Origin of the sequence: Streptomyces gottesmaniae, from assembly GCF_031845845.1 — a bacterium.
Taxonomy (GTDB): domain Bacteria; phylum Actinomycetota; class Actinomycetes; order Streptomycetales; family Streptomycetaceae; genus Streptomyces; species Streptomyces akebiae.
Genome location: NZ_JAVRFJ010000006.1, coordinates 25,940 through 40,277 on the forward strand (window position 1 = coordinate 25,940; position 14,338 = coordinate 40,277).

Genomic DNA, 14,338 nt, shown 5'->3' on the forward strand with positions numbered 1-14,338 from the left:
ACGGAGCTCAGCGTGTGAGCGCCCCTCCCTCGTCGGCCGCCTCCAGCAGGTCCAGCGCGCGTTCCCAGTGGAACTCCCCGCGCTCGCCGTCCTCCTCGGCCCCGTCGGCGTACGGGTCGCCGAACCTGACGCCCATGCCGCGCAGCCGCTCCAGGCTCGCGCGGTAGGCCGGGTGGGCGGCGAGGGCGTCGGCGACACAGGGCAGCACGGCGATCGGGACGCCCAGGCCGCACGCCTCGCACAGGGTGCCGACCGCGAGGGTGTCGGCCATGCCCGCGGCCCACTTGTTGACGGTGTTGAAGGTGGCGGGCGCGACCACCACGGCGTCCGGCGGCGGGAAGGGGCGGGCGTCGCCCGGTCGCCGCCAGGCCGAACGGATCGGGCGGCCGGTCTGCGCCTCGACCGCGGGCGCGTCGAAGAAACCACCCATGGCGACGGGGGTCGCGATGACCCCGACCTCCCAGTCGCGCTCCTGGGCGGCGGTGATCAGCTTGCTGACCTCGGCGGCGATGCCGGCCGCGCAGACGACGACGTAGAGGAAGGGTCGCCCGCCCTGTCCGGGCCCGCCTCGTCCTGGCCGGCCTCCGGCCGTGTTCGCAGTCGCAGTCACCCGTCGACCCTACTGAACCCGGGTCACCCGCCGGGCGCTCTCTCGACGAAGCGTTCGACGTCCGCGGCGGTCGGCCGGAGCAGCCCGTCCCGTACGGCGAGGGCGGTGGCCTCGGCGCGGGAGGCGGCGCCGGTCTTGCGCAGCAGATGCTCGACATGGGTGTGCACCGTGCGCGGGGAGAGGAACAGCGCCTCGGCGATGGCCTGGTTCGTCCGACCGGTGGCAGCCCTGGTGAGCACCTCCAGTTCCCGCGGACTGAGTCCGTACGGCAGGGGGGCGGGCGTCTCGTGGACGAGGACCGCGCGGCGTACCACGGCCGTGCCGAGGGTGTGGTGGCGCAGGGTGACGCGGTACCAGTCGGGGCCCACGGGCCACAGCAGGCGCAACCGGGTGCCGTGCGAGTCGGCGAAGGCGCCGAGGAGGCGACGGAACTCGGTGTCCCGGAGCACCACGGCGGGGTCCCGGCCCGGGAGTTCGAGGATGTCGTCGTCGACGACGAGGCCGGCCCCGCCGTCCGCCGGGAGGTCGAGGAGGGCGCCCGCGTGCGCGGTGGGGTCGGCGAGGACGGCCAGGGCGGGCAGCAGGGACGCCAGCAGGTGGCGGGTCTCGGTGTCGTAGGCGTCGGGGGTGGCGGTGGAGAGGGTGACCAGACCGACGAGCCGCCCGTGGTGGCGCAGGGCGCCCGTGACCGCGTCGCGGACGCCCGCCGGGCGCATCCGCTCGGCGTAGAACCAGCCGTCGCGGTAACGCTCGCCCGGGTCCTCGACGTCCTCGCAGATGGAGGGCGGGATCTCGCTGCGCAGGACGTTGGTGTACCAGGGGGTCGAGACGAACTCGGCGGCCAGTGCCTCGGAGACGTCGGCGTCGTAGCCGACGCCCGCGACCTGGACGTGGGCGCCGGTGATCGGGTCGATCTCCAGGAGGGTGGCGGCGTCCAGGGGCAGAGCGCGGCCGAGTTCGCGCAGAGCCTCGGCGCAGGCGGCGGCGGTGTCGCGTTCGCGGGTGAGCATGCCGATGCGGGTGGCGGCCGCGAGCTGGTGGTGGGTGAGCATGCGAGCCTCCCGGGGCGGCCCCGAGACCTGTACCGGTCCCGGGGGCCGCCCCCGGGACCGGTACAGGTCTTTTGGGTCCTAACGATATGCGGAGGGGGTGCGGTGGACAAGAAGGTGACCGATCCGTGAAATAACCGCGGCCCGCGGACTCGGTATTTGTACGGATGGTGGGGCGGGGCGTCGGGGTCTTTCCTGTTCGGCACAGCAGGACGCCCGCCGCTGACGGGCCCCGTCCCCCTTGGAGATCCCCGCCATGACCACACGCCACCCTTCCGTCCCCCCGGCCTCACGCAGACAGTTCCTCACGTGGTCGGCCGGCGCGCTCACCGCGACCGGGCTGGCCACCGCGGGCTGCAGCGCCCCGGAGAGCAGCTCCGGGGCGGAGAAGGCGGCGGACGCGTCCCCCTCGGCGACGAAGCTCACCCAGATCGGCCTCGACTACCCCTTCACCCAGATCCCGCTCTACAGCACCCTCGTGAAGCTCTCCACGGCGGCCGCGAAGAAGCACGACGTCAAGCTGCTGACGACGAGCGACGCGAGCAACCCCGACACCCAGGCGAGCAACCTCAACACCTGGGTCACGCAGAAGACGCAGGCGATCGTGTCGTTCCCGATGGTCTTCGAAGCCACCGAGTCGATCGCCAGGGCCGCCCTCGACGCGGGCCTGATCTGGGTGACGTACGGCGGGACACTGGAGAGCCAGAGCGCCGACATCCGGTTCAGCTTCCGTGAGAGCGGCACACTGCTCGGCGAGTCGGCCGCGAAGTGGGCCAATGAGGAGCTGGGCGGGAAGGGGAAGATCGCGTTCCTGGTCGACAACACGATCGAGCTCGGCCGTGAGCGCACCAAGGGCATGATCGACGCCTTCACCAAGCTCGCGCCCGGTGTCGACGTGGTGGCGCAGGAGCAGGCCATCGACCCCGACACGGGGCTGTCGAAGTCCAACGCGCTCCTCGCCAAGCACCCCGACCTGAACATCATCCTCGGCATCACGGACGCGGCGGCGTACGGCGGGTTCAAGGCCTTGCAGCAGGCCGGGCGGAAGAAGGACGACAGGAAGACGTTCGTCGGCGGCCAGGACGGCTCGGCCCCCTCACTCCTCGCCATCAAGCAGGGCACGTTCTACCGGGCCTCCTCCGCCCTGGCCCCGCTGGACATCGCCAACGCCATCGTCGACGTGCCGCTCGCGGTCGCCGCCGGGAAGGCGGACCCGAGCATCGATGTGCCGGTCAAGCTGCTCGGGCGCGGCGACTCGGCGGAGATCGACGCGCTGCTCGCCCAGAACGGGTAGGGCCGCGCGATGGCCGACATGAGCGACGCGCGAGGGGCGACCGCGCCGGCCGGGGGCCACAGGGACCCCGGGGCGGCGAACCCGCCGAACCTGCGGATCTCCTCCCTCGGCAAGTCCTTCGGCGGGGTGCGGGCCCTGGACGGGGTGGACCTCACCGTGCCCGCCGGCCAGGTGCACGCCCTGCTCGGGCACAACGGCGCCGGCAAGTCCACGCTGATCAAGTGCCTGGGCGGGGCGTTCCCGCCGGACGCCGGGACGATCGAGGTGGGCGGGATCCGGTACGCCCGGCTCAGTCCGCGCGAGTCGATCGCGGCGGGGGTGGCGATCATCTTCCAGACGCTCAGCGTCGTGGACTCCCTGACCGTGGCCGAGAACATCTTCCTCGGCCAGGAGTGGACCCGGTACGGGCGGGTCGACCGCCGGGCCCAGGAGAAGGTGGCCGCCGAACTCCTCGACCGCGTCGCCGCGAGCTGCTCGCCGCGCGACCGGGTGGGTGAACTGCCCATGGGCCAGAAACAGTTGGTCGAGATCGCCAAGGCCCTCAGCCGCAGCGCCTCGGTTCTGGTCCTCGACGAGCCCACCGCCGCCCTCTCCGGCGCCGAGAGCGACGCCCTCGCCACCCGGGTGGAGGACCTGCGCGCCCAGGGCCTCGCCATCGTCTACGTCACGCACCTCCTGGCCGAGGTCGAACGCCTCGCGGACGCGGTGACCGTCCTGCGCGACGGCCGCGTCACCCATACGGCGACCGGCGTCCACGGCCGCCACGACCTGGTGCGGGCCATCACGGGAGCCGGCGAACCGGCGCCGTCGACACCCACCGGGACGGGGCCACGCGGAACCTCCGCACCCGGTGGCGGTTCGACCCCCGCCGCCCCCCGCTCCCCCGTGCCCGCCCGTCTCACCCTGCGCGGACTGCGCGGCCCCGGCTTCGGGCCCGTCGACCTCGTCGTCGGTGAGGGCGAGGTCGTGGGGCTGTACGGGCTGATCGGGTCCGGGCGTACGCGGGTGCTGGAGACGTTGTTCGGCAGGCGGCGGGCCGAGGGCGGCAGCGTCCACGTCGGTGGGCGCGCCGTCTCCCCCGCCCGCCCCGCCGACGCCCTCGCCGCCGGGATCGCGCTGGTGCCGGCGGACCGGCGGACGCAGGGCCTGTTCCCGGGGCTGAGCGCTCAGGACAACGTGCTGCTGCCGAGCGTGCGCACGCTCGCCCGGCACGGGGTACGGGCCCTCGGCGCGGAGCGGCGGGTGTTCGATTCGCTCGCCGAGGCGGTGGGGCTGCGGCCCGCGCGGCCGGGGCCACCGGCCGCCTCGTTCTCCGGCGGCAACCAGCAGAAGCTGCTGCTGGGCCGCTGGATCAACGAGGCCAGGACCGTCGACGTCCTGCTGCTCGACGAGCCGACCCAGGGTGTCGACGTCGGCGCCCGTCAGGAGATCTACGACGTCGTGTCCGCACTCGCCGAACAGCACGGCACGGCCGTGCTGTTCGCCTCCAGCGACCCGGAGGAGGCGGCCGGCCTCGCCCACCGCTGTCTGGTCGTCGACCGGGGCCGGATCGTCGCCGAACTCTCCGGCCCGGACCTCACCGAGGCGTCCCTGCTCGCGGCGGTCCACGACACGGGGCCCCCGCCCCGACAGCCGCACCACCCCCCGGACGGCGCCGCCACCGAGCCGCCCACGCCCGCCCCCTCCCACGAAGGAGCAGCATGACCGCCGTGACCGCCGCCGAGCGCGTCGTCCCCGGCCCGCGCGCACTGGCCGCGCACGGGCTCTCGACGGTGCGACGCCATCCGCTGATCGTCGTCCTCACCCTGCTGGTGCTGGGGTTCCAGCTGTCCACCGGCAGCTTCCTCGACGCCGGGAACCTGCGCGGGATCGCCACCGACGCGGCGGCCCTCGCGATCGTCGCCGTGCCCCTGGCCCTGCTGATCATCAGTGGCTACCTGGATCTGTCGGTGGGCTCGACGCTGGCGCTGGGCGCCCTGACGGCGGGCTGGCTCGCCGGGGAGCAGGCCCAGTCGCCCGTGGTCGCCGTCCTCGGGGCGCTGGCCGTCGGCGCGGCGGTCGGCGCCGTGAACGGAGTGCTCTGCTGCTATCTGGGGCTGTCGCCGTTCATCGTGACGCTGGGCATGCTGGCGGCGGTGCGCGGCCTGGCCCAGCAGCTCTTCCCGCTGCCGCTGAGCGGCTTCGGCGAGGGCTTCGCATGGCTGGGCGGGGCACGGATCGCCGGGATCGCGGCCCCCGTGGTCATCGCCGCCGTCGTCCTGGTCGCCGGGGCGCTGTTCCTGGCGTACACGCCCACCGGACGCCATGTGTTCGCGATCGGGGTCAACCGGGAGGCCGCGTATCTCTCCGGCATCGATGTCCGCCGTACGCCGTTCGCGCTGTTCGTGGTCACCGGTACGGCCGCCGCGCTGGCCGGGGCGATCAAGGCGTCCGTGCTGGACAGCGTGGTCGCGGGCACCTCGGGCGCGGGTTTCGAGCTGACGGTGCTCACGGCCGTGCTGCTGGGCGGGGTCGCCCTGAGCGGCGGCTCCGGTTCGGTTCTCGGGGTGCTGCTCGGCGTGCTGTTCCTGGGTTGCCTGCAGAACGGGCTGACACTGCTGAGCGTGCCGACGTTCTGGCAGCAGATGGCGCAGGGCGTGGCGCTGGTGGCGGGCGCGGCGCTCGCCTTCTTCGGCCCGCGCGCGGCCCGGTGACCGGCACTCCGGGGCCTTCCCGTACTCCCCCGCACGCAGACACCCCAGAGAGGTCCTCGTGAGCGACACTTCCCCCACCCTGGTCCTGACCGGCGGTCAGGTCATCACCGTCGACGCCGGTTTCTCGGTCGCCGAGGGTGTGGCCGTGCGCGGCCGCGAGATCGTCGCGGTCGGTACGGACGCCGAGATGCGCGCCCTGGCCGGGCCGACGACACGGATCGTGGAGCTGGCCGGGCGTACCGTGCTGCCGGGCATCAACGACTCGCATCTGCACGGCGCCGCGTACGGGCTGTCCAGGCCCCCGTTCGCCCTGGACGTCGGCCACCCGGCGGTGGGGTCGATCGCCGACATCGCGGGGGTGGTGGGCGCGGCGGCGCGGGCCGCCGCGCCCGGCGACTGGATCGTCGGCCTGGGCTGGGACCCGGGCTATCTCGCCGAGTGCCTCGCCGAGCCGGGGCGGCTCCCGCACCGCGCCGACCTGGACGCGGTGGCGCCCGGCCACCCCGTCTGTCTGACCGACTTCTCCCAGCACATGGTGTGGGCGAACAGCGAGGCGCTGCGCCGCTGCGGGATCGACGCCGACACCGTGGCACCCGACGGCGGGGTCGTCGACCGCGACCCCGACGGCCGGCCCACCGGCATCCTGCGCGAGGCGGCCGGCGTCCTCCTCCAGGCCGCCCTGCCCTCCCCCACGGTCGCCCAGCGGCGCCAGGCCATCCGCAACGTCGTCGCCGAGCTCCATTCGCGCGGCATCACCAGTTACACCGAGCCGGGTCTCGGCCCCGGCGGCGCCGAGACCCTGTTCGGCGGGCTGAGCACGGACAACTGGACGGCGTACGCGGACCTGGCGGCGGTCGGCTCCCTGCACGCCCGGGTCAGCGTCCTCCTGCTGCCCGCGCCCATGGGCGGCTCCGCCGACGACGTCCGCAAGGGTCTCGCCGAGCTCCACCGCCCGGAGTCCGCGGACCCCCGGCGACTGAACGCCATCGGCGTGAAGATCTTCGCCGACGGCGTGCCGCCGAACCGTACGGCCTGGATGAACGAGCCCTACGCAGGCGGCGGACACGGCTCCCTCTGCGTGCACGGGCACACGCCCGACCTGCAGGTCGACGAGTTGTTCGGCATGATCCGGATCGCGCACGAGGCCGGTTACCAGCTGGGGGTCCACGTCACCGGCGACCGGGCCATCGATCTCGTGGTGGACGCGTTCACGGCGGCGCAGGAGGCGGTGCCGCGTGCCGACGCGCGGCACTACGTCATCCACGGCGACTTCATCGGTGCGGACAGCCTCGCCCGGCTGGCCGCGCACGGCTACGGCGTCAACATGAACCCCGCCATCAAGTGGACGATCTCCGATCTGATGGCGGAGGTCGTGGGCACCGAGCGGTCGGCGTACCAGTGGCCCGCGCGCTCGGCCTTCGACGCGGGCGTGGCGGTGTGCGCCAGTTCGGACGCGCCGATCACCGAGCCCGACTGGCGGCAGGGCGTCGCCGGGATGCTGCTGCGCGAGTCGAAGGCCAGCGGCCGGGTCAGCGGCCCCGAACAGCGGGTGGAACTCGCCGAGGCGCTGCGGGCGTACACGATCAACCCGGCGCGGCAGGACTTCGCCGAGGAGTGGAAGGGGTCCGTGGAGGTGGGCAAGGTGGCCGACCTGTGCGTACTGGACCGGCCGTTGCTGGGTCTCGACCCCCACGAGATCACCGGCGTCGGGGTCGACATGACGGTGTTCGACGGCGGGGTCGTCTTCGAGCGCTGAGCGGGCACGCGACGCGGCCGGCGCCTGGACCCAGGCGCCGGCCGCGTCGTGTCGTGCCGTCGGTCGTGCGGCGGGTCAGCCGGTCAGTGCCGTCACCCGCCGGATGACCTCCTCGCAGAAGGCGCCGACCCCCTCGGGGTCGTCGATGAACTGGTTGGGCTTGACGCAGAAGGTCGTGAAGCCCTGCTCCAGCTGCTCGGGAATCGAGGCGAGGGCCGCCCCGAGGTCCGCCGGGGAGCGGTCGTCGGGGAAGACCGCCTGGGTGCCGCCGATCATCTCCAGTTCGGCGGTGTTCCGTCCGGCGGCGGTCATGGCCTCGTCGAGGGCCTTGAGGTCGGCCGGGGTCGGACGCCCGAGGGGGTGGAAGCCGTGGCCGTGGCGGACCAGCCGGCGAAGGACGGGGCCGTGCAGGCGCTGCCCGCCGAACCACAGCCTCGGCCCCTCGGGGCGGTACGCCTTGGGCTCGAAGTAGACGTCCCGGAAGGGGTAGTGCTCGCTGTCGTGGGAGATCGGTGACGGCCCCCAGGCCTTGGCCCAGACCTCCAGGTGCTCGTCGAGCAACCGGCCCCGTCTGCCGAAGGGCACTCCGAGCGCGTCGTACTCGTCCCTGCTCCAGCTGACCGTGGGCTGCACCAGCAGCCGTCCTTCGCTGAGCAGGTCGAGGGTGCCGAGTTCCCTGGCCATCAGCAGGGGGTGGCGCAGCGGGGCGAGGACGGCCGCGGCGGCCAGGCGCAGCCGTTCGGTGACGGAGGCGATGGAGGCGAGCAGGAGAAGGGAGTGGGGCCAGGGGGTGTACGGGTCCTGATTGCCGGGGAGGGCGTAGTCGCGAGGATTGCCCATGACGCCGTCGGCGGCGGCGTCGGGGCCGAGCACGATGTGTTCGCTGACCATGACGGAGTCGAAGCCGGCGTCCTCGGCCTGGCGGGCCCACCGTACGGCGGCGGGCAGGTCGGCCCGGCCGCCGGTGAGGGTCCAGTTCTCGCTGAGGACCAGCAGCATGCGGGGGGTGGTGCTCATGGTGGATTCCCTCTCCTCCGTACAATTTGATCCCGAATGACCGAACGACCGTACGACCGAACTACCGAACGTCCGCGCGAACGACGGACCCGGACCGGGGGTGGCCGCACTGGGCCCTCCCGTTCGGCCGTGACACCGAAGGAGCACCCTTGCCCGGCCAGCGATCCATCACCGAAGCCGAGAAGCTCGCCGCGGCGAAGCTCGGGGACTTCCCGATCCGCCGGGACCAGATGGCGGCGGTGGCGAACATCTACCGGGCCGCCTCGGCGGTGCGGCAGCACCTGGAGAACTCCGTGCTGCGCGGTTCCGATCTGACCTGGACGGCCTTCGTGGTGCTGTGGGTCGTGTGGGTGTGGGGTGAGTCCGAGACCCGGCACGTGGCCGAGGAGGCGGGCATCTCCAAGGGCACGCTCACGGGTGTGGCCCGGACGCTGGAGTCGCGCGGCCTGGTGCGGCGGGCTGACCACCCGACGGACGGCCGGTTGGTGCTGCTGGCCCTCACCGAGGAGGGCGAGGAGCTGATGCGGCGGGTGTTCCCGGCGTTCAACGAGGAGGAGGCCTTCGTCACCGGGCAGCTCAGCGACGCGGAGTGCCGAAGCCTCGCGGAGGGACTGCGCAGTGTCGTGCTCCAGGTCGAGGAACACGGCGAGGAGCGCCGCCGCACCCTGCTGAACGGCGCCGAGCCCGCGCCCCGGCGCAGTGGCCGCCGCCCGAAGGCGTGACGGTTCCACGCCCGACGCACCTCTCCGTCCACCCTGGACCTTCCTTATCGTTTGGATTCAAACAAGATAGGTGGACGTCGAATCCACGGTCAAGGGCCGACGGCTGACCCGCCGCGCGCGCCGCCGGTCATGCTCCTAATTCGCTTGCGGGGGCGGAGCGCCGGGCCCGACGATCTGCCCATGCGCATCCCTCACGCCTCCCCGACGCCGTCCCTCGCCACCGCCTCGCCGGTGCGGGGGCAGCAGCAGTCGGGCCGACCGTGGGAGCCGACACCGCCCCGGTCATGACGGCCGCCCTCGTCGCGGGGCTCCTCGCCGGTTATGGCATCGCCATCCCCGTCGGAGCCGTCGCGACCTACCTCGTCTCCCTCACCGCCCGTACGTCCCTGCGGACCGGAGCGTGCGCCGCGCTCGGCGTCGCGACGGCCGACGGCCTGTACGCCCTGCTCGCCGCCCTCGGCGGTACGGCCCTCGCGAACGCCCTGCAGCCGGTACTGACTCCCCTGCGCTGGTCCTCCGCCCTGGTGCTCCTCGCGCTGGCGGCACGCGGCGCGGTCGGGGCCGTGCGCCAGTACCGCGCCCGGCGCCTGCCCACCCGCGCGCAGCGGGACCCCGTCGGCCCGGCGCGTGCCTACGTCGCCCTCCTGGGGATCACCCTGCTGAACCCCACCACGGTGGTCTACTTCGCCGCGCTCGTGCTCGGCAGCCGCGCCACCGACGCCGTGAGCCCCCTGGAACAGGCGGTGTTCGTCCTCGCCGCGTTCCTCGCCTCGGCGAGCTGGCAACTGCTGCTCGCCGGCGGTGGCGCCCTGCTGGGCCGTGCGCTGACCGGGCACCGGGGACGGCTGGTCACCGGCCTCGTGTCGAGTGCCGTGATCGCGGGGCTGGCGGTTCAGATGCCGTAGCGGGTGCATCCGCTCGCCGAGTTCCGCCGGTGCGGCCGATGCCGCGTCGCCACAAGTGCCGCGCCGGCGTGGCCCGATGAGGATGATTCCGCGAGGGGGCCGGTGTTGAATACGGGAAGAGTCTGTACGCGACAGCAAAGGGACGGTTGTCATGCCTCTTGAGGGCGAGTACGTGCCCAGCCCCGCCCAGTGGGTGCGCGAGCAGGTCGAGTTGTACGAGAGCTCGGGCGGCACGCAGGGGACGACGCTGCTGGACACCGGTCTGCCGGTCGTCGTGCTCACGACGCGCGGCGCGAAGAGCGGGAAGATACGCAAGACCCCGGTGATGCGGGTGGAGCACGAGGGCCGGTACGCGGTCGTGGCCTCGCTGGGCGGCGCGCCCAAGCACCCGGTCTGGTACCACAACATCAAGTCCGACCCGCTGGTGGAGCTCCAGGACGGGCCCGTCCGGCAGGACATGACCGCGCGTGAGGTCACCGGGGACGAGAAGGCCGCGTGGTGGGACCGGGCGGTCGCCGCGTATCAGCCGTACGAGGACTACCAGAAGAAGACGGACCGGGAGATCCCCGTCTTCGTGCTGGAGCCGGTGGACGGGTGACCGTTCCCCGGCCGGGCCGGGGAACGCGGCGCGGGGAAGCCGAAGAAAGAATCTTCGTTTCGTCGCGCATGATCCCCGGCTCGCCGGGCACCTGAGTCTCAGGCCCCGCCGCGTTCCCCCGTCGCGGCGGGGCTTTCCGCTGCCCGCTCCCCCGGCCCCGTCTTCTCCGTCACGTCGAGGAAGATCTGGTCGGCCTCGGGGACGACGTGGGCGATGGAGCGCTTGATGCGGACGGCGACCAGCTCGACCTCCTCGCTGTCGAGGCCGGGCACGAGGTCCACGCGCGCGGCCACCAGGGTCGAGTCCAGGCCGAGTTGCATGGTGAGCAGGGCCTCGACGGTGTCGATCTCGGGCTGTGCCTCCAGCAGGGAGCGGATCTTCCGGCTGGGTTCGGGGTCGGCGGCGACCCCGATGAGCTGTTCGCGGGCGTCCCGGCCGAGCCAGTAGGCGACGTACACGAGCAGGGCCCCGATCGCGAAGGAGGCGGACGCCTCCCAGATCACCTGACCGGTCACCATGTGCAGGGCCATCCCGCCGATCGCGAGGGTCACCCCGAGGACCGCCGTGCCGTCCTCGGCGACGACCGTACGCAGCGCCGGGTCCCTCAGCCCGTCGACGCCGCCCTGCCGCCGCACCTGATGCAGGGCGCGCAGCAGTGAGGCGCCCTCGGAGAGGAGGGCCACGACGAGGACGGCGATACCGGCCACGTAGCCGCCGTAGGACTCCGCGCTCCCGGCCGTCAGGGCGTGGACGGCCTGGTAGAAGGAGAAGCAGCCGCCCATCACGAAGATGCCGACGGCGGCCAGCAGGGACCAGAAGAAGCGCTCCTTGCCGTAGCCGAAGGGGTGCCGGGCGTCGGCGGGGCGTCGGCTGCGGCGCAGCGCGGCGAGAAGGAAGACCTCGTTGAGGCTGTCGGCGACCGAGTGGGCGGCCTCCGACAGGAGGGCGGGCGAGCCGGCGAGGAGCCCGCCGACGGTCTTGGCCACGGCGATCAGGAGATTGGCGCCCAGGGCGACGAGGACCGTGATCCGGGTCCTGCGGTCGGCCCGTGTCCCGCCCTGTTTCGGGGTTCCCGGCCCTTCCAGAACCGCCCCGCCCCGCTCGTCCGCCGTCTCGGTGTCTGTTGGTGTCCGGGTCACCTTCGCCGCTTGCCCCGACCGGTCTCGCTCACACCGTGGGGGTCGCGGAAATCGGGGAACCCTCATCAGGGCAGACGTATCCGGACGGGCAGGGAGGACGGACGGCATGAGTGTCGGTGAGGGCAACGAGGCGTACGGGCGGAAGACCTTCAAGAGGTCCAGGAGCCACTTCGCGGACCGGATCACCGCCGACGGCCACGACGGCTGGCCGGTGGAGCCGGGCCGCTACCGGCTGGTGGTCAGCCGGGCCTGCCCCTGGGCGAGCCGGGCGGTGATCTCGCGACGGCTGCTGGGTCTGGAGGACGCCCTGTCGATGGCCGTCGCCGACCCGATCCAGGACGACCGGAGCTGGCGGTTCACGCTGGACCCGGACGGCCGCGACCCGGTGCTCGGCATCCGCTTCCTGAAGGAGGCGTACGACGCGCGGGAGAGCGACTACCCGGGCGGGGTCAGCGTCCCCGCCGTCGTGGACGTGCCGAGCGGTCGACTGGTCACCAACGACTACCAGCGCATCACCCTCGATCTCGCCACCGAGTGGCGCGACCTGCACCGCGAGGGCGCGCCCGACCTGTATCCGCGGGCCCTGCGCGACGAGATCGACACGGTGATGGCCGAGGTCTACGAGGACGTCAACAACGGCGTCTACCGGGCGGGCTTCGCCACCGGGCAGGAGGAGTACGAGGAGGCCTGCGCCGGGGTGTTCCGGCGGCTGGAGACGCTGTCGGAGCGGCTGGCGCGGCAGCGTTATCTCGTCGGTGGGACGATCACGGAGGCGGACATCCGGCTCTTCACCACGCTGGTGCGTTTCGACGCCGTCTACCACGGTCACTTCAAGTGCAACCGCTGGAAGCTGACGGAGGACCCGGTGCTGTGGGCGTACGCCCGTGATCTCTTCCAGACCCCCGGATTCGGCGACACCGTCGACTTCGACCACATCAAGCGGCACTACTACCAGGTGCACACGGGCATCAACCCGACCGCCGTGGTGCCACTCGGGCCCGATCTGGCGGGCTGGCTCGCCCCCCACGGGCGTGCTGATCTGGGCGGCAGTCCGTTCGGTGACGGCACGCCGCCGGGGCCGGTGCCGGCCGCCGAGGCCGTGGCCCCGCAGGGTCGTCCCTGAGGGGACGACATCACGACGCCAAGGAGGAGGAGCAGATGTCCAAGAAGAAGAAGCTGCCCGTCGCCTACAAGCCGATCGGCTTCGCGCTGGGCTGGGTCAGCGGTGCGGTGGCCTCGGCCGCGTTCCGCAAGACCTGGAAGCTGATCCGGCACGAGGACGACGCGCCCGACGCGCTGGACCAGGACCGCGGCTGGGGCGAGATCCTGCTGGCCGCGGCCGTCCAGGGCGCGATCTTCGCCGTCGTGCGCAGCGCGGTGGACCGCACGGGCGCCAAGGCCATCGAGCGGTCCACCGGGGTGTGGCCGGCCCCCGAGAAGGGAGGCCGGGACTGACGTTCGGGGGCTGGTCGGGCGGCCCCGCGTGGGCCGCCCGACCGCTTTCTCGGGCTCGCCGGGCCCTGTCGCCACATTCCCGTCGTCGCCCGGAAGGCGGCCCTGCGTCGCAGGGCAGGCGGAAATGTGAGGCAGGGCCTAGCCCTGCTTGGGGGCCGTGGGGTGTTCGCGGCGCAGGGTGAAGGAGTGGCCGGCCGGGTCGGAGTAGCCGCGCTCCTCGAAGGGCCCGCTCGCCTCCTTGGTGTCGACGGGACGTCCGCCGAGGGACACGATCAGCCGTTCGGCCTCGTCCAGGTCCTCGACGTAGAAGTCCAGATGGGCCTGGAGGGAGTTCTCGGGGCGGGGCCAGCTGGGCGGGGTGGCGTTGACGTCCCGGCGGAACGCCATCCGGGCACCGCAGGCGCCCTCGATCTCGACTCGGTTGGCGGTCGCGTCCGTCTCCCGGGCTTCGAGCAGCTCCTTGTAGAACACCGCGAGCTTCTCCGGCTCGGCGCAGTCCAGCACCACGAGGCCCGCCTGTACCAGTGCCATGTCTCCTCCGTACGGGATCCCGGGCGCGGGGGAGGGTCCGCCGCCGCCCATACGCTCCCCGGGTACCCGCCGGCTACAGGTTCAGCCGCAGTGTGAGCGCCTGAGGACGGAACGCCTCCCGCTCGTAGAACCGGATGCCGTCCGCGTTGGCCGCCGAGGCGGTCACCTCCGCGTGCGCCGCGCCCCGTTCCCGCGCCCACGCCAGGAAGGTGTCGACCAGCCGGGCCCCGAGCCGGGCCCGCCGGTGTTCGGGCCGTACGTACAGCGCCATGAGGGTCGCCGACCCGACGGGCCGCATGGCGGTGGGGGCGGACAGCGACGCCGACAGATGACCCACCACCTCTCTGTCGTGCACGGCGGCCAGCAGCAGTCTGCCGGGGTCCCGGAGGGCGGCCGTGAAGGCCTCTGCGCCGTGCAGGCGCGGCCAGTCCACGTTAAGGCTCGGGTCCCGCTCCCCGCCGTCCTCGGCGAACAGCAGGGAGCTGGAGACGACGATCCCCGGTACGTCCTCGGCGCGGGCGCGCCGCACGATCACCTCTTGCTCACTCATGGACCGGAACCTAGCGGCC

Annotated in this window: 15 protein-coding genes; 9 read left to right on the forward strand and 6 right to left on the reverse strand. The window is 73.0% G+C overall.

The genetic code is table 11. The features are described from left to right. Positions 1–7: 7 nt before the first annotated feature. A complete protein-coding gene (locus RM704_RS08870) occupies positions 8–610 on the reverse strand; it encodes a flavoprotein (RefSeq protein WP_033528568.1) in 603 nt (200 codons plus the stop codon). 23 nt (positions 611–633) lie between these two features. Further along, on the reverse strand, positions 634–1,662 hold the full coding sequence (locus RM704_RS08875; protein WP_033528567.1) for a helix-turn-helix transcriptional regulator: 1,029 nt from the start codon (positions 1,660–1,662) through the stop codon (positions 634–636). A 253-nt stretch (positions 1,663–1,915) separates the two neighbouring features. Here RM704_RS08875 and RM704_RS08880 point away from each other — a divergent pair, with 253 nt between their 5' ends. The 4 genes from RM704_RS08880 to RM704_RS08895 are packed head-to-tail and all read left to right on the forward strand — an operon-like array spanning position 1,916 to position 7,402. Next, positions 1,916–2,953 carry a sugar ABC transporter substrate-binding protein gene (locus RM704_RS08880; protein WP_033528829.1) on the forward strand — a complete coding sequence of 346 codons (1,038 nt, stop codon included), beginning with the start codon at positions 1,916–1,918 and terminating at the stop codon, positions 2,951–2,953. Between the two features lie 18 nt (positions 2,954–2,971). Continuing rightward, entirely contained in the window at positions 2,972–4,657 is a 1,686-nt protein-coding gene (locus RM704_RS08885; RefSeq protein WP_033528828.1) for a sugar ABC transporter ATP-binding protein, read from the forward strand. Beyond that, complete coding sequence (locus tag RM704_RS08890; RefSeq protein WP_033528566.1) at positions 4,654–5,646, forward strand: ABC transporter permease; 993 nt, start codon at positions 4,654–4,656, stop codon at positions 5,644–5,646. The genes RM704_RS08885 and RM704_RS08890 overlap by 4 nt, the downstream gene beginning before the upstream one ends. A gap of 58 nt (positions 5,647–5,704) precedes the next feature. After that, positions 5,705–7,402 carry an amidohydrolase gene (locus RM704_RS08895; RefSeq protein WP_033528565.1) on the forward strand — a complete coding sequence of 566 codons (1,698 nt, stop codon included), beginning with the start codon at positions 5,705–5,707 and terminating at the stop codon, positions 7,400–7,402. 75 nt (positions 7,403–7,477) lie between these two features. On the opposite strand, the gene RM704_RS08900 is transcribed toward RM704_RS08895, so the two are convergent. Then, positions 7,478–8,419: an LLM class flavin-dependent oxidoreductase gene (locus RM704_RS08900; RefSeq protein ID WP_033528564.1), complete on the reverse strand. Its 942-nt coding sequence runs from the start codon at positions 8,417–8,419 to the stop codon at positions 7,478–7,480. A gap of 149 nt (positions 8,420–8,568) precedes the next feature. Between RM704_RS08900 and RM704_RS08905 the strand changes: the two genes are divergently transcribed. From RM704_RS08905 to RM704_RS08915, 3 genes are all read left to right on the forward strand, one after another. Next, entirely contained in the window at positions 8,569–9,141 is a 573-nt protein-coding gene (locus RM704_RS08905; RefSeq protein WP_033528563.1) for a MarR family winged helix-turn-helix transcriptional regulator, read from the forward strand. Positions 9,142–9,425: 284 nt separating this feature from the next. After that, positions 9,426–10,046, forward strand: a complete 621-nt coding sequence (locus RM704_RS08910) for a LysE family transporter (protein WP_033528827.1) — start codon at positions 9,426–9,428, stop codon at positions 10,044–10,046. A gap of 151 nt (positions 10,047–10,197) precedes the next feature. Then, positions 10,198–10,644: a nitroreductase family deazaflavin-dependent oxidoreductase gene (locus RM704_RS08915; protein WP_033528562.1), complete on the forward strand. Its 447-nt coding sequence runs from the start codon at positions 10,198–10,200 to the stop codon at positions 10,642–10,644. Positions 10,645–10,742: 98 nt separating this feature from the next. Here the strand turns inward: RM704_RS08915 and RM704_RS08920 are convergent, their stop codons facing one another. Beyond that, entirely contained in the window at positions 10,743–11,783 is a 1,041-nt protein-coding gene (locus RM704_RS08920; protein WP_033528561.1) for a cation diffusion facilitator family transporter, read from the reverse strand. 106 nt (positions 11,784–11,889) lie between these two features. Between RM704_RS08920 and RM704_RS08925 the strand changes: the two genes are divergently transcribed. Further along, on the forward strand, positions 11,890–12,906 hold the full coding sequence (locus RM704_RS08925) for a glutathione S-transferase family protein (RefSeq protein WP_033528560.1): 1,017 nt from the start codon (positions 11,890–11,892) through the stop codon (positions 12,904–12,906). 35 nt (positions 12,907–12,941) lie between these two features. Then, entirely contained in the window at positions 12,942–13,238 is a 297-nt protein-coding gene (locus RM704_RS08930; RefSeq protein WP_033528559.1) for a DUF4235 domain-containing protein, read from the forward strand. 138 nt (positions 13,239–13,376) lie between these two features. Here RM704_RS08930 and RM704_RS08935 read toward each other — a convergent pair whose 3' ends face one another. Next, positions 13,377–13,769 (reverse strand): VOC family protein, encoded by a 393-nt coding sequence (locus tag RM704_RS08935; RefSeq protein WP_033528558.1) that lies wholly within the window; start codon positions 13,767–13,769, stop codon positions 13,377–13,379. Positions 13,770–13,842: 73 nt separating this feature from the next. Then, the gene (locus tag RM704_RS08940; RefSeq protein ID WP_033528557.1) at positions 13,843–14,319 is read right to left on the reverse strand and encodes a GNAT family N-acetyltransferase; all 477 of its coding nucleotides are present in this window, start codon (positions 14,317–14,319) and stop codon (positions 13,843–13,845) included. Between the last annotated feature and the right edge of the window lie 19 nt (positions 14,320–14,338).

What these genes read in the sequence shown, in the direction of transcription:
- RM704_RS08875 (WP_033528567.1), bottom strand. Translation starts at nt 1,662, where the DNA reads ATGCTCACCCACCACCAGCTCGCGGCCGCCACCCGCATCGGCATGCTC.
- RM704_RS08880 (WP_033528829.1), top strand. Translation starts at nt 1,916, where the DNA reads ATGACCACACGCCACCCTTCCGTCCCCCCGGCCTCACGCAGACAGTTC.
- RM704_RS08885 (WP_033528828.1), top strand. Translation starts at nt 2,972, where the DNA reads ATGAGCGACGCGCGAGGGGCGACCGCGCCGGCCGGGGGCCACAGGGAC.
- RM704_RS08890 (WP_033528566.1), top strand. Translation starts at nt 4,654, where the DNA reads ATGACCGCCGTGACCGCCGCCGAGCGCGTCGTCCCCGGCCCGCGCGCA.
- RM704_RS08900 (WP_033528564.1), bottom strand. Translation starts at nt 8,419, where the DNA reads ATGAGCACCACCCCCCGCATGCTGCTGGTCCTCAGCGAGAACTGGACC.
- RM704_RS08910 (WP_033528827.1), top strand. Translation starts at nt 9,426, where the DNA reads ATGACGGCCGCCCTCGTCGCGGGGCTCCTCGCCGGTTATGGCATCGCC.
- RM704_RS08915 (WP_033528562.1), top strand. Translation starts at nt 10,198, where the DNA reads ATGCCTCTTGAGGGCGAGTACGTGCCCAGCCCCGCCCAGTGGGTGCGC.
- RM704_RS08925 (WP_033528560.1), top strand. Translation starts at nt 11,890, where the DNA reads ATGAGTGTCGGTGAGGGCAACGAGGCGTACGGGCGGAAGACCTTCAAG.
- RM704_RS08930 (WP_033528559.1), top strand. Translation starts at nt 12,942, where the DNA reads ATGTCCAAGAAGAAGAAGCTGCCCGTCGCCTACAAGCCGATCGGCTTC.
- RM704_RS08935 (WP_033528558.1), bottom strand. Translation starts at nt 13,769, where the DNA reads ATGGCACTGGTACAGGCGGGCCTCGTGGTGCTGGACTGCGCCGAGCCG.
- RM704_RS08940 (WP_033528557.1), bottom strand. Translation starts at nt 14,319, where the DNA reads ATGAGTGAGCAAGAGGTGATCGTGCGGCGCGCCCGCGCCGAGGACGTA.